Annotated in this window: 18 protein-coding genes; 14 read left to right on the top strand and 4 right to left on the bottom strand. The window is 71.8% G+C overall.

Annotated elements, in window-relative coordinates:
• The first annotated feature begins 25 nt into the window (after nt 1-25).
• Together ACWCHM_RS03465 and dusB are read left to right on the top strand one after the other, a co-directional pair.
• Nucleotides 26-826, top strand: coding sequence for a hypothetical protein (locus ACWCHM_RS03465; RefSeq protein ID WP_454221468.1), 801 nt, complete (start codon nt 26-28; stop codon nt 824-826).
• 38 nt (nt 827-864) lie between these two features.
• Entirely contained in the window at nt 865-2034 is a 1170-nt protein-coding gene (dusB, locus tag ACWCHM_RS03470; protein WP_454221469.1) for a tRNA dihydrouridine synthase DusB, read from the top strand.
• Nucleotides 2035-2444: 410 nt separating this feature from the next.
• Here dusB and ACWCHM_RS03475 read toward each other — a convergent pair whose 3' ends face one another.
• Entirely contained in the window at nt 2445-4157 is a 1713-nt protein-coding gene (locus ACWCHM_RS03475; RefSeq protein ID WP_454221470.1) for a beta-N-acetylhexosaminidase, read from the bottom strand.
• Nucleotides 4158-4471: 314 nt separating this feature from the next.
• Here ACWCHM_RS03475 and ppdK point away from each other — a divergent pair, with 314 nt between their 5' ends.
• The 6 genes from ppdK (at nt 4472) to ACWCHM_RS03505 (ending at nt 14230) form a co-directional block, all read left to right on the top strand.
• The gene (ppdK, locus tag ACWCHM_RS03480; protein ID WP_454221471.1) at nt 4472-7174 is read left to right on the top strand and encodes a pyruvate, phosphate dikinase; all 2703 of its coding nucleotides are present in this window, start codon (nt 4472-4474) and stop codon (nt 7172-7174) included.
• Nucleotides 7175-7328: 154 nt separating this feature from the next.
• Entirely contained in the window at nt 7329-8612 is a 1284-nt protein-coding gene (locus ACWCHM_RS03485; RefSeq protein WP_454221472.1) for a deoxyguanosinetriphosphate triphosphohydrolase, read from the top strand.
• A gap of 388 nt (nt 8613-9000) precedes the next feature.
• Nucleotides 9001-9834: a siderophore-interacting protein gene (locus ACWCHM_RS03490; protein ID WP_204959533.1), complete on the top strand. Its 834-nt coding sequence runs from the start codon at nt 9001-9003 to the stop codon at nt 9832-9834.
• Nucleotides 9835-9981: 147 nt separating this feature from the next.
• Complete coding sequence (locus ACWCHM_RS03495; protein WP_454221473.1) at nt 9982-11625, top strand: BCCT family transporter; 1644 nt, start codon at nt 9982-9984, stop codon at nt 11623-11625.
• 86 nt (nt 11626-11711) lie between these two features.
• On the top strand, nt 11712-13586 hold the full coding sequence (gene dnaG, locus ACWCHM_RS03500) for a DNA primase (RefSeq protein ID WP_454221474.1): 1875 nt from the start codon (nt 11712-11714) through the stop codon (nt 13584-13586).
• On the top strand, nt 13586-14230 hold the full coding sequence (locus ACWCHM_RS03505; RefSeq protein ID WP_454221475.1) for a hypothetical protein: 645 nt from the start codon (nt 13586-13588) through the stop codon (nt 14228-14230). Before dnaG ends, ACWCHM_RS03505 begins: the two co-directional genes overlap by 1 nt.
• Before the next feature lie 65 nt (nt 14231-14295).
• Here the strand turns inward: ACWCHM_RS03505 and ACWCHM_RS03510 are convergent, their stop codons facing one another.
• Nucleotides 14296-14541, bottom strand: a complete 246-nt coding sequence (locus ACWCHM_RS03510; protein ID WP_454221476.1) for a flavin reductase — start codon at nt 14539-14541, stop codon at nt 14296-14298.
• A 289-nt stretch (nt 14542-14830) separates the two neighbouring features.
• On the opposite strand from ACWCHM_RS03510, the gene ACWCHM_RS03515 reads away from it, so the two are divergent.
• On the top strand, nt 14831-15634 hold the full coding sequence (locus tag ACWCHM_RS03515) for a helix-turn-helix domain-containing protein (protein ID WP_454221477.1): 804 nt from the start codon (nt 14831-14833) through the stop codon (nt 15632-15634).
• On the top strand, nt 15625-15816 hold the full coding sequence (locus ACWCHM_RS03520) for a DUF397 domain-containing protein (RefSeq protein ID WP_454221478.1): 192 nt from the start codon (nt 15625-15627) through the stop codon (nt 15814-15816). The genes ACWCHM_RS03515 and ACWCHM_RS03520 overlap by 10 nt, the downstream gene beginning before the upstream one ends.
• Before the next feature lie 122 nt (nt 15817-15938).
• On the opposite strand, the gene ACWCHM_RS03525 is transcribed toward ACWCHM_RS03520, so the two are convergent.
• Both ACWCHM_RS03525 and ACWCHM_RS03530 read right to left on the bottom strand, forming a co-directional pair.
• Entirely contained in the window at nt 15939-16253 is a 315-nt protein-coding gene (locus ACWCHM_RS03525) for a helix-turn-helix domain-containing protein (RefSeq protein WP_357022939.1), read from the bottom strand.
• The gene (locus ACWCHM_RS03530; RefSeq protein WP_454221479.1) at nt 16253-16627 is read right to left on the bottom strand and encodes a type II toxin-antitoxin system RelE/ParE family toxin; all 375 of its coding nucleotides are present in this window, start codon (nt 16625-16627) and stop codon (nt 16253-16255) included. Before ACWCHM_RS03530 ends, ACWCHM_RS03525 begins: the two co-directional genes overlap by 1 nt.
• A 177-nt stretch (nt 16628-16804) precedes the next feature.
• On the opposite strand from ACWCHM_RS03530, the gene ACWCHM_RS03535 reads away from it, so the two are divergent.
• From ACWCHM_RS03535 to ACWCHM_RS03550, 4 genes are all read left to right on the top strand, one after another.
• Nucleotides 16805-17944, top strand: a complete 1140-nt coding sequence (locus ACWCHM_RS03535) for a YihY/virulence factor BrkB family protein (RefSeq protein ID WP_454221480.1) — start codon at nt 16805-16807, stop codon at nt 17942-17944.
• Between the two features lie 339 nt (nt 17945-18283).
• The gene (locus ACWCHM_RS03540) at nt 18284-19462 is read left to right on the top strand and encodes an ROK family transcriptional regulator (protein WP_204959527.1); all 1179 of its coding nucleotides are present in this window, start codon (nt 18284-18286) and stop codon (nt 19460-19462) included.
• 55 nt (nt 19463-19517) lie between these two features.
• Nucleotides 19518-21125: a sugar ABC transporter ATP-binding protein gene (locus ACWCHM_RS03545; protein ID WP_239485538.1), complete on the top strand. Its 1608-nt coding sequence runs from the start codon at nt 19518-19520 to the stop codon at nt 21123-21125.
• Nucleotides 21126-21156: 31 nt separating this feature from the next.
• A complete protein-coding gene (locus tag ACWCHM_RS03550; RefSeq protein WP_204959526.1) occupies nt 21157-22278 on the top strand; it encodes an ABC transporter permease in 1122 nt (373 codons plus the stop codon).
• Nucleotides 22279-22291 lie beyond the last annotated feature (13 nt).

Genomic DNA, 22291 nt, shown 5'->3' on the forward strand with positions numbered 1-22291 from the left:
CCACGCAGCTGAGGGGAACACCAGCATGAGCGCCGACGGGAACTCGTCGCCGACCCGACGTCGGATCATCAAGGCGGGCGTGGTGGCCGGTGTGGGCGTCGGCGCGGCGACCGTCGTTTCCACCCCGGCCAACGCCGCCGTGGGCGAAGCGGTGCGGATCGGGCAGGTCAATGATGCCGGCACCGCGGAGACCCTGCTCGTCGGCGGGTCCTCGACCAATCCGGCCCTGGCGCTCACCCAGGCCGGGGGTAACCCGCCGCTGGTGCTGACGCCGACCCCGGAGGCCGCGATTCCGACCGACCTGCCCACCGGATCGCTCGCGCTCACGCCGGCCGGCGACCTGGTGATCGGTGGCAAGGGTGGGACGAAGGCCTACGTCAACACGTCGCGCTGGGCCAACAGTACGGTGGCGGTTGCCCCGGTGCGGATCCTCGACACCCGCTCGTTGATCAGTTACACCCACAACATCGTGAGCCCCACGTCGGTGGTGACGGCTGGCAAGCTCAACGCCGGCAAGACGATCCACCTCACCGTGCGTAATGTGCCGCGGGCGCTCGCCGAGCGGGCCACCGCCGCCTACGTCAACGTCACCGTGGCGGGCACGATCTCGTCTGGCGTGCTGATCACCCACAGCTCGTCGATCGCCCGGCCGAAGACCTCGTCGGTGAACTGGTGGGGTCCGAACCAGATCCTGTCGAACCTGGTCGAGGTGCAGCTCGGCGCGTACAACGGCGAAGGGCTGAGCTTCGCGGTCTACGTCAACAGCAACGCCGCGGTGATCGTCGACGTGTCCGGGCTGATCCTCTCGGAGCCGGCCGGCTCCTGACCGGTCGCCATCGGGGGCGGCATGGGATTCTTGGGTACGTGACCAGTCCCGCCCCTGTCCTGCGCCCGCTCACCATCGGCCCCCACCGGGTGTGGCCGCCGGTGGTGCTCGCCCCGATGGCCGGCATCACCAACGTCGGCTTCCGGCAGCTCTGCCGGGAGCAGGGCGGCGGCATCTACGTCTGCGAGATGATCACCACGGTCGCGCTGGTGCAGCGGAACCCGAAGACCCTGCGCATGATCGCCTTCGGTGCCGACGAGCGGCCACGCAGCCTCCAGCTCTACGGCACCGACCCGGAGGTGACCGCCCAGGCGGTGCGGATCGTGGTGGAACGGGACCTCGCCGACCACATCGACCTGAACTTCGGCTGCCCGGTGCCCAAGGTGACCCGGCGGGGTGGCGGGTCGGCCCTGCCCTGGCGGCGGCGGCTGTTCGCCCGGCTGGTGCGGGCCGCGGTGGACGCCGCATCACCGGCCGGGGTGCCGGTCACCGTCAAGATGCGCAAGGGCATCGACGACGACCACCTGACGTACGTCGAGGCGGGGCTTGCCGCCCAGGACGCCGGGGTGGCGGCGGTGGCCCTGCACGGGCGGACGGCCGCGCAGCGGTACTCCGGCGCCGCCGACTGGGATGCCATCGCCACCCTCAAGCAGGCGCTCGACGTGCCGGTGCTCGGCAACGGTGACATCTGGGAGGCCGACGACGCGCTGCGGATGGTGGCCCACACCGGGGCGGACGGGGTGGTCGTCGGCCGGGGCTGCCTGGGGCGGCCGTGGCTCTTCGCCGACCTGCAGGCCGCGTTCGAGGGCCGCCCGGAGCGTCGGCTGCCGACCCTCGGCGAGGTGGCCGTGACCATGCGGCGGCACGCCGAGCTGCTGGTGGCGCAGTTCACCGCCGGCTCGCGTACCCCGGCGCGGGGTGAGCGGGACGGCTGCACCGACTTCCGCAAGCACGTCGCCTGGTACCTGAAGGGTTTCCCGGTGGGCAGTGAGCTGCGCCGGGAACTCGCCATGATCGAGAGCCTGGCCCAGCTCGACGACCTGCTCGGCAAGCTCGACGCGGCCGAACCGTTCCCGGTGGCCGCCCTGGGGCAGCCGCGCGGCCGGACGAACTCTCCAGGCAAGGTCTTCCTGCCCGAGGGCTGGCTGGCCAGCCGGGACGACGACACCGTCCCCGAGGGCGCCGAGCTGGACGACTCGGGCGGCTGAGCCGGCCCGCGCCGCCGGCGGAACGCAGGGCGTGCCCCTCTGAGCCCGATCAATCATCCGGTCACTCAGCGTGGTATCTCGCCGACACCACGATGACCCGCCGGCATCCTTTGCTCTGCTGCTCTCCGCGCGACGATCACCGTGGGTGTCTGGTGCCTATGCGGCAGCAGAGCAAAGGTCGTCGAGGGGGTCGGTGGTGGCTGGCGGGGGCTGCCATGAACGGGCAGGTCAGGTCGCTCTTGGCGGCGCGGGGGCGGAGGGTGGCTGCGATTGCCGCCCGAAATCGATTACTCAATGTGACGTAGGGCCGCCTGCGTCGAATGTGACGGATCGTGGTCCTAGAAGCGGTAGCGCAGGGGGAGCGGTAGCCGCCGGCGGCGGCGGGCCGAACAGCGGTCCGCAGGGGTGGGTCAGCGGGTGTCCGGCGCGGTGTGGTCCCGGCCGGGCGCGGGCTGGTGGGGGACGGGACCCCGGTGCGGGTCCGCAGCCGGGGTGAGGGCCTGGTCGGCCGGCCCGGCGGGCCAGGGGATCTCCGGGGACGGATGGAACGTGATGCCGGCTGCGTGCCAGCGCGGGCCGTGGCCGGCCAGCCGGGCCCGCAGGCCCGCCCAGCTCCGGGTCGACGGCGCGGACCAGGCCAGCTCGGCCAGGGCGGGCAGGCGGGGAAAGAGCAGGAACTCGATCTCGGCCAGTGAGGTGACCGACTCGGTCCAGAGCGGGGCCTCCACGCCCAGCACCGCCTCGGCGGGGACGCCGGTCAGGTGGGTCGCCGGGTCCCAGTGGTACGCGCGGTGCACGTCGATCAGGCCCGCCCAGTCGTGCCCGATGGGGGTGTCCGGGGCGTATTTCATGTCCAGGTAGGCGTGGTTGCCGGGGGAGAGGATCACCCGGGCGCCCCGGCGTACCGCCTCGGCCACCGCCGGGTCGTCGCCGTCGGTGCCCCACCACTGCAGCACCCGCCCGTCGACCTGCCCGGCGGGGGCGATCTGGTGCCAGCCGACCACGGTGCGGCCCAGCCCGGCGACGATCCGCTGGGCCCGCTCCACGAACCCGGTGTACGCCGCCCCCTTGACCTTGTACGCTTCGTCGCCGCCGATGTGCAGCCACGGCCCGGGGGTCAGCGCCGCCAACTCGCCGAGCACGTCGGCGACGAAGTCGTACGTGCGCTCGTTCGTGGGGTCGACGTAGCTGAAGCCGACCTCGGTGCCGGTGTACGGCGGCGGCGCGACCCCGTCCGGGGCCAGCTCGGGGTACGCGACGAGGGCCGCGTTGGTGTGACCGGGCAGGTCCACCTCGGGGACGACGGTGACGTGCCGCCGGGCGGCGTAGGCGACGATGCGCCGGTAGTCGGCGGCGGTGTACCAGCCGCCGGGGCCGCCGCCCACCGCGGTACGCCCGCCGACGGTCGCCAGCCGGGGCCAGGAGTCGACCGCGATCCGCCAGCCCTGGTCGTCGGTGAGGTGCAGGTGCAGGTGGTTGAGCTTGTACCGGGCGAGGTGGTCGATCACCCGGCAGACGTCCTCGACGCCGAAGAAGTGCCGTGCCACGTCGAGCATCGCGCCCCGGTAGGGGAAGCGGGGCCGGTCGACGATGCTGCCGCCGGGCACCACCCAGTGCTGCGCCACCGGGGTCCGGCTCTCCACGGCCGCCGGCAGCAGTTGCCGCAGCGTCTGCACGCCGTGGAACAGGCCGGTGGCGGTGCCGGCGGTGATCCGTACCGTGTCGGGGTCGATGTCGAGCCGGTAGCCCTCGGCGTCGCCGGACACCGTCGCCACCGGGCCGTGTGGCGCGGCGGCGGAGAGGGTGAGCTGGAGCGGGCCCGGGGCGGGCGGCAGGTCGGCGACCGGGAGCGGGTAGCCGGTGGCCGGGCGGAGCAGCTCGGCGAGGTGGTCGGCGACCTCCCGGGCGTCCGCGTCGGCGCTGACCCGGATCGCCGCGTCGGCGGCCAGGACGAAGTCGGCGGCCGGTCGCGGCCGGACCGCCGCGGGCGCCGGCACCACGTCGCCCAGGCCGACGGTCGGCGGGGTGAGCAGCCGTCCGGCTGCCTGCGCGGCGCTGCGCGCCAGCGCGCCCGCAGCCGGCGTGACGGCGCGCGCGACGCCGGTACGTGGGGTACGCGACACGGGGCGGCTCCAAGGGGTGTATTCGCGAGGGATATGGCAAAGGTCAGGTTTGGCGCAACGGGTGACGTCAAGAGTACGAGGGGGAACCGGAATTGCGTGATCGTGCTCGTGGAAGCGTTCCCAGAAACCCGCGTGAACGCGGATAGTCGGGACGGCTGTGCCTATTGTCACCGAACGGTCCCAGCCCGCCTGATGTTCGCTTAACCTTCGCCCACCGAACGCTGACCAGGCCGGATATCCGGTGGTCGGCTCCGGGGTAAGTCAGAACTGAACCTTCGTTAAGTGTCAATTCCGGCGCGCGTGGGAGGCTTCTGGTGACAGCGCACGAGACGGACAAGTACGTCTACGACTTCGCCGAGGGCAACAAGGATCTCAAGGACCTGCTCGGTGGAAAGGGTGCCAATCTCGCCGAGATGAACAATCTCGGCCTGCCGGTGCCACCGGGCTTCACCATCACCACCCGGGCGTGTCAGGCGTACCTGGCGACCGGGCGGGAACCGGACGGGCTGGCCGGGCAGATCGAGGCCCACCTGGAGGCGCTGGAACGCGCGATGGGCCGCCGCCTCGGCGATCCGCAGGACCCGCTGCTGGTCTCGGTACGCTCCGGGGCCCGGTTCTCGATGCCCGGCATGATGGAGACCGTCCTCAACGTCGGGCTCAACGACCGCAGCGTCGTAGGACTGAGCGAGCAGGCAGGGCAGAACGACCGGTTCGCCTGGGACTCCTACCGCCGGCTCATCCAGATGTTCGGCAAGACCGTCTGCGAGGTGCCGGGCGAGGAGTTCGAACACGCCCTCGACGAGGCCAAGCGGGCCAAGGGCACCCACGACGACCTCGACCTCGACGCCGACGACCTGCGCGGGCTGGTGGAGACGTACAAGAAGATCTTCGCCAAGCACACCGGGCGGGAGTTCCCGCAGGAGCCGCGTGAGCAGCTCGACCTGGCCATCCGGGCGGTCTTCGCGTCGTGGAACGCCGAGCGGGCGATCCTCTACCGCCGCCAGGAACGCATCCCCGCCGACCTGGGCACCGCCGTCAACGTGGTGGCGATGGTCTTCGGCAACCTCGGGCCCGACTCCGGCACCGGAGTCGCCTTCACCCGCGACCCGGGCAGCGGCGCGCAGGGCATCTACGGTGACTACCTGGCCAACGCCCAGGGCGAGGACGTCGTCGCCGGCATCCGCAACACCGTGCCGTTGCAGGAGCTGGAGCAGCTCGACAAGACCTCCTACGACCAGCTGCTCGACATCATGGCCCGGCTGGAGGGGCACTACCGGGACCTCTGCGACATCGAGTTCACCATCGAGCGCGGCAAGCTCTGGATGCTCCAGACCCGGGTGGGCAAGCGCACCGCCGCCGCCGCGTTCGTCATCGCCGGTCAGCTCGTCGACGAGGGCCTGATCGACCTCGACGAGGCGCTGCACCGGGTCAACGGCGCGCAGCTCGCCCAGCTCATGTTCCCCCGCTTCCAGCTCGACCACGGGATCGAGGCGGTCGCCCGGGGCATCGGGGCCTCCCCGGGTGCCGCGTCCGGCGCGGTGGTCTTCACCTCCGCCCGCGCGGTCGAGCTGGCCGCCGAGGGGAAGTCGGTGATCCTGGTCCGCCGGGAGACCAACCCCGACGACCTCAACGGCATGATCGCCGCCCAGGGCATCCTCACCTCGCGCGGCGGCAAGACCAGCCACGCCGCCGTGGTGGCCCGGGGCATGGGCAAGACCTGCGTCTCCGGGGCCGACGAGATCGAGGTCGACGTGCCGGCCAAGCGGTTCACCGTCGGCGGGCGCACCGTCTCCGAGGGCGACGTCGTCTCCATCGACGGCACCACCGGCAAGGTCTACCTGGGCGAGGTGCCGGTCACGCCGTCGGAGGTGGTGCAGTACTTCGAGGGCACCCTCGACCCGGAGCGGACCGACGACGCGCTGGTCCGGGCCGTACACCGGATCATGAGGCACGCCGACGCGCGGCGGCGGCTGGCCGTGCGGACGAACGCCGACACCGGGGCCGACGCGGCCCGTGCCCGGCGCTTCGGCGCCGAGGGCATCGGCCTGTGCCGCACCGAGCACATGTTCCTCGGCGACCGGCGGGAACTTGTCGAACGGCTGATCCTCGCCGCCACCGACGTCGAGCGCACCGACGCGCTCGCCGCTCTGCTGCCCCTACAGCGCCAGGACTTCGTGGAGATCTTCCGCGAGATGGCCGGACTGCCCGTCACCGTCCGGCTGATCGACCCGCCGCTGCACGAGTTCCTGCCCCCGCTGGAACAACTCGCGGTCAACGTCGCCGTCGCCCAGGAACGCGGCGAGGACGTCGCCAAGGAGGAGGCGCTGCTCGCCGCCGTCCGGCGGATGCACGAGGAGAACCCGATGCTCGGCCTGCGCGGCGTGCGCCTCGGCCTGGTCATCCCCGGCCTGTTCGCGATGCAGGTCCGCGCGATCGCCGAGGCCGCCGTCGCGGTCACCCGCGACGGCGGCACGGCCTGCCCGGAGATCATGGTCCCGCTGGTCGGCGCGGTCCAGGAGCTGGAGACGGTACGCGCCGAAGCCGAGAAGATCATCGCCGAGGTGGTCGGGGACAGCGGCGTCCAGGTGCTGATCGGCACCATGATCGAGGTACCCCGGGCGGCGCTGACCGCCGGCCAGATCGCCGAGGCGGCGCAGTTCTTCTCCTTCGGCACCAACGACCTCACCCAGATGGGCTGGGGCTTCTCCCGCGACGACGTCGAGGGCGCGTTCTTCTGGCGCTACCTGGAACTGGGCATCTTCGGCATCTCCCCGTTCGAGTCGATCGACCGCGACGGCGTCGGCCGGCTCATCCGGATCGCCGCCGAGGAGGGCCGGGCCGCCCGACCCGGGCTGAAGCTCGGCGTCTGCGGCGAACACGGCGGCGACCCCGACTCGGTGCACTTCTTCCACGAGGTGGGGCTGGACTACGTCTCCTGCTCGCCGTTCCGGGTGCCGGTCGCCCGGCTGGAGGCCGGCCGGGCCGCCATCGAGACCACCGGCTCCGACAGCCGCTGACCGCCCGTGCCGCCCACCGGCCCACCGCCGGTGGGCGGCACGGGGCGTCGGTGCCCGGCCGGGTCGCGGGGTTCCCGGTGCGCGCGCCCTGCGGCGCGGCGCGGCGTAACCTGGGCTCCCGCGACCATGGGGTACGACGTGGAGGGGAGGCCGGATGGTGGAGCCGCCCACCCGACCACCAGGCGTCGAGGGGAACCCGGCCGACGCGCAGCGGTGGGTCGAGGAGACGCCCAAGGACACCGGCCACGGCCGGTCCCCGTACGAGCGGGACCGGGCCCGGGTGCTGCACTCGGCGGCGTTCCGGCGGCTCGCCGCGAAGACCCAGGTGCACGTGGCCGGCACCGACGACTTCCTGCGTACCCGGCTGACCCACTCGCTGGAGGTGGCCCAGATCGCCCGGGAGATGGGGGCCCGGCTCGGCTGCGACCCCGACCTGGTGGACACCGCCGGGCTGGCCCACGACCTCGGGCACCCGCCCTTCGGGCACAACGGCGAGGACACCCTCGACGGGCTCGCCGCGTCCTGCGGCGGCTTCGAGGGCAACGCGCAGACCCTGCGGGTGCTCACCCGGCTGGAGGCGAAGGTGCTCGCCCCGGACGGTAGCCCGGCCGGGCTCAACCTCACCCGCGCCGCGCTCGACGCGGTCAGCAAGTACCCGTGGCCCCGCCGCCCCGGGCTGCGCAAGTTCGGCGTGTACGGCGACGACCGCCCGGTCTTCGACTGGCTGCGCGCCGGCAGCCCCGCCCCCGCCGATCCCGACCCGTCCGATGCGGCCCGCCGCTGCCTGGAGGCGCAGGTGATGGACTGGGCCGACGACGTGGCGTACTCGGTGCACGACGTCGAGGACGGCATCCACGGCGGCTACGTCTCGCTGCGTCCCCTCCTGCACGACCCGGACGAACGCGCCGCGCTCTGCGTCGACGTGGCCGACGTCTACTCCGGGGAGTCCCCGGGCGACCTCGAAGAGGTACTTGTCGAACTGCTCGCCGACCCGGTGCTCACCCCGCTGGCCGGGTACGACGGCAGCCACCGGGCGCAGGTCGCCCTCAAGGCCACCACCAGCGTGCTCACCGGCCGGTTCGTGGCGACCGTGGTCGGGGCGACCCGGGACCGCTTCGGTCCCGGCCCACACCACCGCTACGCCGCCGACCTGGTCGTGCCGCGCCGGATCAGGGCGCAGTGTGCCCTGCTCAAGGGCATCGCCTGGCGGTACGTCATGTGCCGCCCGGACGCCCGTGCCCGTTATGACCGTCAGCGGGAGGTCCTCACCGAACTGGTCACCGTGCTCGCCGACCGCGCCCCGGACGCCCTCGACCCGGTCTTCGCCCCCCTGTGGCGGCAGGCCGGGGACGACCCCGCCCGGCTGCGCGTCATCATCGACCAGGTCGCCTCCCTCACCGACCCCGCCGCCCTGACCTGGCACACCCACCTCACCTGAACCCCGGCTCCCCACTCTCCCCACCCTCCCTGCTCTCCCCACCTCCCGGCCGCCCTTGACCGGCGCCCCCGTCCCGCCGGGCCGCTCGCTCCCGTCCCCGCCGCTCGCTCCCGTCCCCGCCGCTCGCTCCCGCCGCTCGCTCCCGCCCCTCGCTCCGGTGATCAAGAGATTTGCGTCAGTTGATCAAGAGGTTTGCGTCAAAGTTGATCGCTGAGTTGACGCAAACCTCTTGATCGCCGGGGAGGTTGACGCAAACCTCTTGATCACTGCGGAGCGGAGCGGAGGAGCGGGAGCGGAGGGGCGGGGGTGAGGGCGCGGACGGGTGAGGAGTGGAGGCTGGTGGGGTGGGGGAGGGAGGGGGTTGGGGAGTTAGGGTAACCTTAGTTTTATGGCGGAGCGCTCCAAGATGGTTACTGCGGCTCGGGTGGTGCGGACCGGACGGCCCACCCCGCACCTGGTCCGGCTCGTTCTCGGTGGGGAGGAGTTGGCCGGGCTGCCGGTGGGGGAGTTCACCGACCACTACGTCAAGCTGGTCTTCCCGCCCGACGGGGTGGAACTGCCGAGGCCGTTGGACCTGACGGCGGTCAAGCGGGAGCTGCCCCGGGAGCAGTGGCCCCGGCTGCGGGCGTACACGGTGCGGGCCTGGGATGCGGCGGCCGGTGAGCTGACCATCGACGTGGTGCACCACGGGGACGAGGGGTTGGCGGGGCCCTGGGCGGCGCGGCTGCGTCCCGGAGACGAGGTGCTGTTCGTCGGCCCGGGTGGAGCGTACGCGCCGGACCCGACGGCCGACTGGCACCTGCTGGTGGGCGACGAGAGCGCCCTGCCGGCGATCGGTGCCGCGCTGGAGCGGCTGCCCGAGGGCGCCCCGGCGGTCGTCCTGGTCGAGATCGCCGACCCGGCCGACGAGCAGGTGTTGCCCAGCCCCGGCGCGGTGGCGCTGACCTGGCTGCACCGGGCCGGCCGACCGGTCGGCGAGGCACTGGTCACGGCTGTCCGGGAGCTGGAGTTCCCACCCGGTCGGGTGCACGCGTTCGTGCACGGCGAGGCCACCTTCGTCAAGGAGTTGCGCCGGCTGCTGCGGGTCGAGCGGTCGGTGCCCCGGGAGGCGCTGTCCATCTCCGGCTACTGGCGGCAGGGCATGGACGACGAGGGCTGGCGCTCCACCAAGCCGGACTGGAACCGGCAGGTCGAGGCCGAGGAGGCCGCCGCCGTCGGCTGAGCGGGGTGATCCGGATCGGTCGTCGCCGCGTGCGGGCACGTAACGACGACACCCGGGGCGTGCGGCTAACGACCTCGGCCCTCCACGGGGCGTGGAAATGGGCGGAAACCGCCTGCTGCCGGGCCCGCCGGCCGGGACGATACGACCATGGCTGAGCAGGCGCGGGACGTCGGTAGGCGGGCGGGTGGCCGGCCCGACCCGGTGGTGCTCGCCCTGGGTGTCGGCGGGGTGCTGGCGGTCGTGCTCTGGGGGGTGTCCGCGCGCGGTTCGCTTGCCGACTTCGGCGAGTCCGGACTGGCCTGGGTGATCGGCACCTTCGGCTGGTTCTTCGTCGTCGCGGCGGACGCCTTCCTGGTGCTCGCGGTGGCCGTCGCGGCCTCCCGGTACGGCCGGATCCGGCTGGGCGCCGACGACGAGCAGCCGGAGTTCAACACGCTGGCCTGGGTCGCCATGATGTTCAGCGCGGGGATGGGCATCGGTCTGGTCTTCTTCGCGGTGGCCGAGCCGATCCAGCACTACGCCACGCCGCCGCCGGCGACCGGCATCGCGGCGCAGACCCCGGCTGCCGGGGCGGCGGCCATGCAGTACACCCTCTTCCACTGGACGCTGCACCCGTGGGGCATCTACGCCGTCACCGCGCTGGCGCTGGCGTACTCGACCTTCCGGCGGGGGCGGGACAACCGGATCTCGGCCGCGTTCCGCCCGCTGCTCGGCGCGCGGGCCGACGGGGTGGCCGGTCGGGCCGTCGACCTGCTCGCCGTCTTCGCCACGGTCTTCGGTTCGGCCACCAGCCTCGGGCTCGGCGCGCTCCAGGTGGCCGCCGGTCTGGACCTGGTGGCCGGCGTACCGGACACCCGGGCGGTGGAACTGACGGTGATCGGCGCGCTCACCCTGGCCTTCGTCGTCTCGGCCTTCTCCGGCCTGCACCGGGGGGTCAAGTGGCTGTCCACCACCAACGTCCTGCTGGCCGTACTGCTGATGATCTTCGTGTTCGTGGTGGGGCCGACGATCTACACGCTGGAGGTGCTGCCCGCGTCGGTCGGTGACTACCTCAGCCGCCTGGTGTTCATGTCCACCCGTACCGGCGCGTTCTCCGATCCGGCCTGGCTCGGGTCCTGGACGATCTTCTACTGGGCCTGGTGGATTTCCTGGGCACCGTTCGTCGGCACCTTCATCGCGCGCATCTCGCGCGGGCGGACCGTACGTCAGTTCCTGGTCGGGGTCCTGCTGGTGCCCAGCGGGGCCAGCGCGATCTGGTTCGCGATCATGGGCGGCAGCGCCCTGCGTACCCAGGCCAGCGGCACCCGCGACCTGGTGGCGGACGTCGGGGCGGGCAGCGAGCAGGCGCTGTTCGGGCTGCTGGACGCGCTGCCGCTGGGGACCGTCACCAGCGTGTTGGCCATGGTGCTCATCGCGCTCTACTTCGTGACCAGCGCCGACTCGGCGTCGCTGGTGCTGGGGTCGCTCAGCTCGGGTGGCGCGCTGCGCCCGCACCGCGTACTCGTGGTGCTCTGGGGGGTGCTGATCGGGGCGGTCGCCGCCGCGCTGCTGCTCGCCGGGGGCCTGGCCGCACTGCAACAGGCGACCATCATGGTGGCGCTGCCGTTCGTGGTGGTGATGCTCGGGCTCGCCGTGGCGCTCCTGCGCGACCTGGCCCGGGACCCGACGGTCAACCCGCACCCGGACCGGGACCGCCGGTCCGGGCTGGCCGCCGCCGTGCGGGCCGCCCGGTCGTACGACGAGGAGGACGCGCCTCCGGTCACCCGCTGGCTGCACCGTCCTCCCCGCTGAGCCGGGCGTTCGCCACCCGCCCGTCCCCCGCCCGACGGATCGTCGGTCCGGCAGGGCAGGATGGAGGGCCGAGGGGGTGGCACCGCATGGCTGGGCGGATCCGGGACGAGGACATCGCGTTGGTCCGCGAGCGCACCTCCATCGCCGAGGTGATCTCGGACACGGTGACCCTCAAGTCGGCAGGTGGCGGCAACCTCAAGGGGCTGTGCCCGTTCCACGACGAGAAGAGCCCGTCGTTCAACGTCTCGCCGGCCCGCAACGTCTTCTACTGCTTCGGCTGCGGCGTCGGCGGCGACGCGATCAAGTTCCTGATGGACGCCGAGCATCTCACCTTCGTCGAGTCCGTCGAGCGGCTCGCCGACCGCGCCGGCATCCAGCTCCGGTACGTCGAGAACGACCAGTCGGCCCCCCGGGCCCGCCCGCAGCAGGGGCAGAAGCAGCGGCTGGTCGCCGCGCACGCCGCCGCCGTGGAGTTCTACCAGGCGCAGCTCACCACGGCCGGCGCGCGTCCGGCGCGGGAGTTCCTGGCCCGGCGCGGTTTCGACCGGGCCGCCGCCCAGCGGTACGGCTGCGGCTTCGCCCCGGACGCCTGGGACCTGCTCACCAAGCACCTGCGCCAGCATGGGTTCAGCCACGACGAGCTGGTCACCGGCGGGTTGTCCCGGCCGTCGCGCTCGGGCACCCTGATCGACAGGTTCCGCCGCCGGCTGATGTGGCCGATCCGGGACATCGCCGGTGACGTGATCGGCTTCGGGGCACGGAAACTCTTCGACGACGACGACGGCCCGAAGTACCTGAACACCCCCGAGACGCCGATCTACAAGAAGTCGCACGTGCTCTACGGCATCGACCAGGCCAAACGGGAGATCGCCAAGCAGGGCCGGGTGGTCGTGGTCGAGGGCTACACCGACGTGATGGCCTGCCACCTGGCCGGGGTGCCGACCGCCGTGGCGACCTGCGGCACCGCCTTCGGCGCGGACCACATCGGCGTGCTGCGCCGGCTGCTGCTCGACACCGACGCGGTGGCCGGTGAGGTGATCTTCACGTTCGACGGGGACGCCGCCGGGCAGAAGGCCGCGCTGCGTGCCTTCGAGGACGACCAGCGCTTCGTCGGGCGTACCTTCATCGCGGTCAGCCCGGACAACATGGACCCGTGCGACCTGCGGTTGGCAAAGGGTGACCTGGCGATCCGTGACCTGGTGGCCCGCCGCGAGCCGCTCGTCGACTTCGCCCTCCGGCACGTCATCAACCGCTACGACCTGGACACGGTGGACGGCCGGGTGGAGGCGATGCGCCGGGCCGCGCCCCTGGTTGCCAAGATCAAGGACCTGGAGAAGCGTCCCGAGTACGTCCGCAAGCTCGCCGGTGACCTCGGCATGGAGATCGAGCCGGTGCAGCGTGCGGTGCTGGCCGCCGCCAACTCCCCCGGCGAACGGGAGGGGGCCGCCCCGCCCCGGGGCCGGAGCCGTACCGCCGTGCCCGCCGTGGACAGTCCGGAGTCGATGGTCGAGCGGGAGGCGTTGAAGCTCGCTCTCCAGGAGCCGGTCCTCGCCGGCCCGATGTTCGACGCGGTCGGGGCCGCCGAGTACCGGCACCCGGTGCACGTCGCGGTGCGTACCGCGATCGCGGCGGCGGGCGGGGTGGCCGTCGCGGCCGGCGGCGCGGTGTGGATCGAGGCGGTCCGGGACGCCTGCGCCGACCTGGCCGCCCAGGCACTGGTCGGCGAACTGGCCGTGGAGCCGCTGCGGCTCGACGGCGAGCCCGACCCGAGGTACGTCTCGATCACCATGGCCCGGTTGCAGTGGGGCTCGGTGACCGCCCGGATCAGGGACCTCAAGTCCAAGATCCAGCGGATCAACCCGGTCACCCAGAAGGACGAGTACTTCGCCCTGTTCGGGGAACTGCTCTCGCTGGAACAGCACGCGCGGGCCCTGCGCGAGCAGGCCGCAGGAGGACTCTGATGGGACTGTTCGGCCGCAGGCGCAAGCTGCCGTCCGCCGTCCGCCCGCCCCTGGCCGCCGGTGAACGCGTCCTGGCCTGGGCCGCCACGGGTAACGGCAGCAGTAACGGCGCACCGCCCGCCGACCGGGTGTCCGCCGTCGACGAGGCGTCGCCCGCCGAGGGCACGTCGACCGGTGCCGGTGCCGGTGCCGATGCGTCGGTCGGCGCCGGTGGCGGGGTGCTGGTGGCCACGAACCTCGGGCTCTGGCTGGCGGGCCGGGGACAGCGGTTGGGCTGGCACGACATCCTCAAGGCCGTCTGGTCCGGGCGGGAGTTGACGGTCACCCCGGCCGCGACGGTTGCCGAGCGGGACGGCTACCTGGTGGTCGCCGACGGTCCCGCCGAGACGTACCTGCTGCTCGATCCGGGTGACCTGCCGCACCAGGTGCGGGCCCGGGTGACCCGCTCGGTGGCGTACACCCAGCAGCACCCGGTGCCCGGCGGCTCGGGGCGGATCGCGGCCCGGCGGGTGGCCGGGGCGGACGGTCTGACCTGGACGGTCCGCTACGACCCCGGCACCCCGGTCGACGCCGACGACGTACGCGCCGAAACCGACCAGCTCGTCGCCGCCGCCCGCGCCGCCACCGCCCCGGCCGACCTCTGACTCTCGGCGGGTACGTCTCGGCCAGGCCGGCCGAGGCCGACCCAGGCGGACCGATTCCGAGCGGCTCAGTGGGCTCTTGCCCAGGTCACGAAGCGTGCGGTCAGGTCGGGTGGGGCGACACCGTCGTGCAGGGTGGTGAGATCGCTCATTGCCTCGCCCAACAGTGTGCCCAGATAGAACAGCAGGGCGGTGCGATCCTCGCGGTACTCGCCGAGCAGCGCCAACCGGGCCGGCGAGCACGGCCAGGCCGCCCCGCACACCCGGCAACGCCAGGAGGGACGGGCCGCGACATGTGGGCGGTACCGGGGCATCAGCGCACCCCTGGCCGGCCGCTGCGGGGGTGCGGGTGACGCGGGAATCCGCAGCGGGATCGGCTGGTCTGGCGCATGGTCGAGCCTCCGTCACTGGTGGAGGGGAGCGCCCGCCGACGACACCGACGGACGCTCCCGGCCTGGTTCCGCCCACCGTCCGATCCCGGGAGCGGTCCCGCTGGGTGACATTCTGTTGATGATCCGACTACGGTGGGAGGTCCGCCGTGCCGACGACGCAGGCGTGGACCGGTCGAGCCCGAGCGGTCCGACAATGTACGGAGGCTGTCTGGTGGAACGCCCGTCCATGCTGGACCACTTCGCGGAGGAACTGCGGCTCACCCGGGCCGCCCACGGTATGTCCCAGGCGGCGCTGGCCGAGGCGTTGAGCTATTCGGGCGCACTCGTCGCCAAGGTGGAGACCTGCGAACGCCGGCCGAGCCTGGACTTCGCCCGCCGCTGCGACACGGTGTTCACCACCGACGGCCGCTTCGAACGAATCCAACGCCGGATCAGCCGGGAAACCGTGGTGCCCTGGGCCCGGGACTGGACGGCAGTGGAGGCGGAGGCGCGGGCCCTCCGCTGGTTCGAGCCGCTCTATGTGCCCGGTCTGCTGCAGACTGAAGGATATGCTCGCGCCATTCTGGACGGTGCAGGGCTGTTCGGTGCCGACGAAATCGAACAGCAGGTGGCTACGCGAATCGAGCGACAGGTCGTGCTTACCCGAGACCGGCCGCCGCTGCTCACTGCCGTCATTGACGAGTACGTGTTGCGCCGCCAGATCGGTCAGCCGGAGGTGATGTGTGGGCAGTTGCAGCACCTGGTGAAGGTCGGCTCGACACTGCCGCGAGTCCGAATCCAGGTGGTGCCGCTGTCTGCAGGTGCCTACCCCGGCCTCGACGGCCCCTTTGTGATTGCCACCGCGCCCACCGGTGAGGACGTCGTCTATCTGGAGGGGCAGCGTCACGGGCAGGTGGTCGACCGCACCGACTACTTACGGGAGGTGGTTGAGGTATGGGAGTCGATCCGTGGTGAGACACTCTCGCAGCAGCAGTCCATCGAGTTGATATCGGAGGTGGCGGAGACATGGATCTGAGCGACGCCCGGTGGCACAAGAGCACGCGCAGCAACGGAGGCGGCGGTGCCTGCGTCGAGGTGGCGGATAATCTGCCCGGTGTGGTGGTCGTGCGGGACTCCAAGGACCCGGACGGGCCGGTGCTGGCCTTCGGACCGCGCGCCTGGTGTGCCTTCGTGGCACAGGTGGGCGGCCGACCTTAACGGCTGCGGCGATCCGTGGCGCAGCGCTCCGTAGCGGCACCTCGTGGATTTGATCGAAACGTCGATGTGTCGCTTGCCGCGCAGGGAAGGCCTACACAGAGTCTCACCCCGGGATCGAGACTCTAGGCGGCTATGAACTCGACCTCACCATGGGTAATCTTGACGTCGAAGCTCATGTCGGTTCCCCTGGAGAGCTTTGCCAGGGTGGCGATGGAGGGTGGTTGGTCGCCGGACTCCAAGCGTGCAATGACGGACTGGGTCATGCCCACCATGCGCGCCAGGGCAGTCTGGGTGAGACCGTTGTCTTCGCGGTACTTCACGATGCGGAGAGCCACGTCGCGGGCGAATGCTGTCCGGTCCCACTCGGCGCGGAACGCCGGATCCTTGCGGCGTTCGTCGATGACTTGCTGCGAGGTTTTCAGGTCGGAGAGCTTCATCACGCGTCCTCTATGTCTTTGATCCTCTGTTCTGCGGCTGTCACTGCTCGGTTGAATCTTCGCTGGTTGACGCTGGCTTCAGGGCCGATTGCTCCGACGATGAACGCGGCGCCGGCCTGTCCGTAGATGGCTCGCCATCGGCTGCGTCCACCACGTGGGCGCAGTTCCCGTAGGCCGTTCGCAGTCTTGATGGAGCTTGAGTGGGGGTAGCCGAGGTTCACGCCCTGGCTTTCCAACTTTTCGACAGCGTGACCGATTGCTGCTTGTTCGGTGGTGGGGAGGGCGTGAAGCTCGGTTTCGGCCTCAGGGTGGTAGAAGACTGGCCAGGACAGTTGCCGACTATAGCAAACTTGCGATGTCGAACCAGGGGGCAACGCGGCGGGGGTTCGGTCCCATGGTCATGAACCCTGGCCGGAGCGGATGGTCGAGGGGCCCTGTGGGGGCTTGGTCGTCGTCTGCAGGCCAGGTGACGGGTCGGTGCTGCCGGTTTAGTCGGCGGGGTCGGTGGGGCATGTCGGAGGGCGACATTCGCAGATCCCCGAGGAGGGGCGATGGCCTCCGACGAGACCCACGCCGACCGCGACGACGCGGCCACCGTGACCGCAGCCCGGCACGACCGGGACCGGTCGGGTGACCGGCGCTCCGGTGACCGCCCGTCGGGTGAGCCCGGGTCCGGCGACCGGCGGCGGGGCGACCGGCGGGAGGCCGACGCGCGTACCCGGCCGGTGGGTCCCGACGACGGCCCGGACAGCCCCACGGACCTGCACCGGGCGGACTGGAAGGCGGCGCTCAAGCGCACCGGGCGGGAGTTCCAGGAGGACAGCCTGACCGACTGGGCCGCCGCGCTGACCTACTACGGGGTGCTGTCGATCTTCCCCGGGATGCTGGTGTTGATCTCGATCCTCGGTCTGCTCGGCGAGCGGGCCACCAGTGGGGTCCGGGACACCGTCGGGCAGGTGGTGCCGGAGGAGAACATCCGCACCATCATCGAGACCGCGATCGACCAGGCCGGCCAGTCGGGTGGGCTGGCCAGCATCGCCGCGATCATCGGTCTGGTCGCCGCGTTCTGGTCGGCCTCCGGCTACGTGGGCGCGTTCATGCGGGCCTCGAACAGCATCTACGACGTGCCGGAGGGGCGGCCGGTGTGGAAGACCCTGCCCATCCGGCTCGGGGTGACCGCCCTGGTGGGGGTGCTGCTGCTCGCCGCCGCAGTGATCGTGGTCTTCACCGGTGGCCTCGCCGAGCAGGCCGGCAGCGCCATCGGGTTGGGCTCGACGGCGGTCACGGTGTGGAACATCGCCAAGTGGCCGGTGCTGCTGGTGCTGGTCAGCCTGATGTTCGCGATCCTCTACTGGGCGTCGCCGAACGCCCGGCACGGCGGGTTCCGCTGGGTCAGCCCGGGTGGTGTGCTGGCGGTGCTGCTCTGGCTGCTGGTCTCCGGCCTGTTCGCCCTCTACGTCGGCAACTTCGGGTCCTACAACAAGACCTACGGGGCGCTGGCCGGGGTGATCATCTTCCTGGTCTGGCTCTGGCTGAGCAACATCGCGATCCTGCTCGGTGCGGAGTTCGACGCCGAGTTGGAGCGGGGTCGGGCGATCGCCGCCGGCCACGACCCGGACGAGGAGCCGTACGTCGAGCTGCGCGACGACCGCAAGCTGCGCAAGAAGCGCAACGCCGCCCCCGGCCGCTGACCCCGCCTCCGGGAGGCCCGTCGGACCCACCGACCCCGCCCCGCCACGATCGAGCTGGCGGGGTGGGGTCTTGTCATGTCCGGGGGTGATCGGGTAATGCTTCCCCCGCCCGTTCGGGGCCTGCGGGGAGGCACTAGCCGGGCCCCGGTAGCAGGTCGTTGCGGAGATTTCTCGGTCTGTCAACCTTTTCTTGATCCACTAGTAGCTTTTGTTCGTTCGGACAAAAGTTGCCGGAGGAACGAACGAAGCTATGGACACGCGCCACGGAAGTCTCCTACTGTGTCGACCACAACACAACGGCGTGACGTCAATGTGAACCCTGAGGCGGAGGTGAGTCCCGTGCGGACGGCAGATCCCCTGCACGTGCAGCTGTTGCGGCTGCTCCGTGACGAGGGGCCAGCGTCCCGGGCCGAGCTGGGCGACCGGTTGCAGATGCCCCGGCCCCGGCTCCTCGCCGAGTTGGAACGGCTGGTCGGGCTGGGCCTGGTGGCCGAGGCCGGGCTGGCCGCCTCCCGGGGTGGCCGCCGGTCCACCCTGGTGGAGCTGAACCCGGACCTGCGGTTCGCCGGCATCGACATGGGCGCCAGTTCGATCGACGTCGAGGTGGTCAACGGGCGGCTCGAACCGGTCGCCGCGTACGCCGAGCCGGCCGACATCCGCTCCGGCCCGAAGGCCATCCTGCACCGGGTCAACGACCTGCTGCACAAGGCCCGGGTGGATGGGGCGTACGAGCGGCTCAACGGCGTCGGCATCGGCGTCCCCGGTCCGGTCAGCTTCCGCGACGGGGTGCCGGTCTCGCCGCCGATCATGCCGGGCTGGGACCGCTACCCGGTGCGCGAGCTGATCAGCCGTGAGCACGGGTGCCCGGCGGTGGTCGACAACGACGTGAACATCATGGCGATCGGCGAGCGGCACGGCGGGGTGGCCCACTCGGTCGACGACTTCCTCTTCGTCAAGATCGGCACCGGAATAGGGTGTGGGATCTACCTCAGCGGCGAGGTCTACCGGGGCACCGACGGCTGCGCCGGCGACATCGGACACATTCAGGCCGAGGCCGGCGGACCGGCCTGCACCTGCGGAAACGCCGGTTGTCTGGAGGCCGTGTTCAGCGGCGCGGCACTGGCCCGGGAAGCCGCCGTCGCGGCGCGTACCGGCACCTCGCCGGCGCTGGCCGAGCGGCTCGCCGCCCGGGGTGCGGTCTCCGCCCGCGACGTCGCCGAAGCGGCGATCGAGGGCGACGTCACCTGCATCCAGCTCATCCGCGACGGGGGCCGCCGGGTCGGGCAGGTGCTGGCCGGGCTGGTCAGCTTCACCAACCCGTCGATGATCGTCATCGGCGGCGGGCTGGCCCACCTCGGGCACATCCTGCTCGCCGAGATCCGCAGCGTGGTCTACCGCCGTTCGCTGCCGCTGGCCACCGGCAACCTGCCGGTCGTCCTGTCCGAGCTGGGACCGCGCGCCGGAGTGGCCGGCGCGGCCGTCCTCGCCAGCGACGTCGCCTTCGGGGAGGCATCGTGAGCGCGAGGAGTGAGCCGGTTTTGCGAGCCCCGCAGTCGCGAACGGAGTACCCGCGATGAGCAAGCAACCGACCTCCCCCACCGGGGACAAGGCCGCCGCCGGGGACAAGGCCCCGCTGGTCGAGGCACCCGGCGACACCGTCGCCGGTGAGGTGGTGCTGCGGCTGACCGACGTGGTCAAGACGTTCCCCGGCGTCCGCGCCCTCGACGGTGTGCAGCTGGAGGTACGGGCCGGCGAGGTGCACTGCCTGCTCGGGCAGAACGGCGCCGGCAAGTCCACCCTGATCAAGGTGCTCGCCGGGGTGCACCGGCCCGACTCCGGTCAGGTGGAATGGCGTGGCGAACCGGCGCACTTCGCCAACCCGCAGGCCGCCATGCGTGCCGGCATCGCCACCATCTACCAGGAACTCGACCTGGTCGAGGACCTGTCGGTCGCCGAGAACGCCTTCCTCGGCCACGAGCCGAAGGTCGCCGGGTTCGTCAGGCGCGGGCTGATGGCCCGGCGTACCCGGGAGATCCTCACCCGGCTCGGCCACGGCGAGATCCCGCCCGGCCGGATGGTGCGCGCGCTGCCGGCCGCCGGCAAGCAGGTGGTCAGCATGGCCCGGGCGCTGTCCCACGAGGCCCGGCTGATCATCATGGACGAGCCGAGCGCGGTGCTGGCGCACGACGAGGTGGACAACCTGTTCCGGATCATCCGGGAACTCACCGCCCAGGGCATCGCGGTCATCTACATCTCGCACCGGATGGAGGAGATCCGCGAGATCGGCGACCGGGTCACCGTACTCAAGGACGGCCGGACCACCGCGGCGAACCTGCCGGCCCGGAACACCCCGACCGGCGACCTGGTCGCCCGGATGACCGGCCGGACCATCGAGTACGTCTTCCCGGACCGCCCGACCGCGCCCGCCACCGGCGAGGAGCTGCTCCGCGTCGAGCGGCTGACCCGGACCGGCGAGTTCGCCGACGTCTCGCTCAGCGTCCGTCCCGGCGAGATCGTCGGCATCGCCGGGCTGGTCGGCTCCGGCCGCTCGGAACTGCTGGAGACGATCTACGGGGCCCGGCGTGCCGAGTCCGGCACCATCACGATGGGCGGCCGGACCCTGCGGCCGGGCAGCGTCGGCGCGGCGGTCCGGGCCGGCATGGGCATGGCCCCCGAGGAACGCAAGAGCCAGGCGTTGCTGCTCGGCGAGCCGATCCACCGCAACGTCACCCTGGCGACCTTCACCCGGTACGCCCGCCTCGGCTTCACCAGCGCCGCGCGCGAGCGGGCCGAGGCGGAACGGATCGCCGACGACCTCCAGCTCCGGCCCAACGACGTGCGCCGGGCGGTACGCACCCTTTCCGGCGGCAACCAGCAGAAGGTGGTGGTCGGGCGCTGGCTGCTCGGCGACACCCGGTTGCTGCTGCTCGACGAGCCGACCCGGGGGGTGGACGTGGGCGCCCGTGCCGAGCTGTACCGGGTGATCCGTGGCCTGGCCGCCCAGGGGGTCGGCGTGCTGCTGGTCTCCAGCGAGGTGCCCGAGGTGCTCGGCCTGGCCGATCGGGTGCTGGTGATGCGGGAGGGCCGGATGGTGCGCGAGGCGCCCGCCGGCGAACTGGACGAGAACACCGTGCTCGACCTCGTCATGGCGGGGTCTCTGATGGAAGGCGCGCCGGCATGAGCGAGCGCAGTGGACATAACGAGGTGACGGCATGAGTGAGTCGACCGGGACCGCGACGCCGGACCGGCCGGCGGACCTGCCGGCGCAGTCCCCGCCGGTAGACCCGGCGGTGACGGCGTCGCTCAAGGAGAAGCCCAGGACCGGTGGGTTGTCGTTCTGGGCGGGTGAGGGCGGTGAGGGCGCGAAGCGTAACCTCGGCCTGATCGGCGTGCTGGTGGTGCTGGTGGTGATCGGCGCCGCGACCCGCTGGGATCTCTACTCCAACCCGGACTGGGTGTGGGGCAACACGCTGACCATCCTCAAGCTCGCCTCGGTGGTCGGGGTGGTCACCGTCGGGATGACCTTCGTGATCATCGGCGGCGGCATCGACCTGTCGGTCGGCGCGATCGTCGCCCTCGCCGGGGTGTGGGCGACCACGGTCGCCACCCAGAGCTACGGCGCGGGCGGCATGATCTTCACGGCGGTCGTGGTCGGTGTCGCGGTCGGCCTGGTCAACGGGATCCTCATCTCCTACGGGCGGCTGGTGGCGTTCATCGCCACGCTGGCCATGATGGTCGCCGCCCGGGGTCTGGCCGCCCAGATCTCCGGCAAGCAGACCCAGGTGTCGAACAACTCCTTCATCAACGGCATCGCCAGCACCGACCTGCTGGGCATCCCGCTGCTGGTCTACATCCTCGCCGCCGTGGTCGCCGCCGGGTGGGTGCTGCTCAACCGCACCACCTTCGGCCGGCGTACGGTCGCCGTCGGCGGCAACCCGGAGGCGGCCCGGCTCGCCGGCATCAACGTCAGGCGGCACACCCTGCTGCTCTACGCGCTCTCCGGTCTCTGCTGCGGCATCGCCGCGATCATGCTGACCGCGCAGGCCAACTCCGCCCAGGCGGCCATGGCCAACCTCTACGAGCTGGACGCGATCGCCGCGGCCATCATCGGCGGCACGCTGCTCAGCGGTGGCCGGGGCACCATCATCGGGTCCCTGCTCGGGGTGCTGATCTTCTCCACCATCACCAACCTCTTCGCCATCAACGGCCTGTCCACCGAGGCCCAGAACATGGTCAAGGGCGGCATCATCGTCGGCGCCGTCCTGATCCAGCAGGTGCAGTTCCGCAGCGTCACCCAGTTCCTCAGCCGCAACAAGCTGACCACCCCCGCCTGACCCGGACGCGTCG

The organism is Micromonospora sp. SCSIO 07396, from assembly GCF_053667945.1.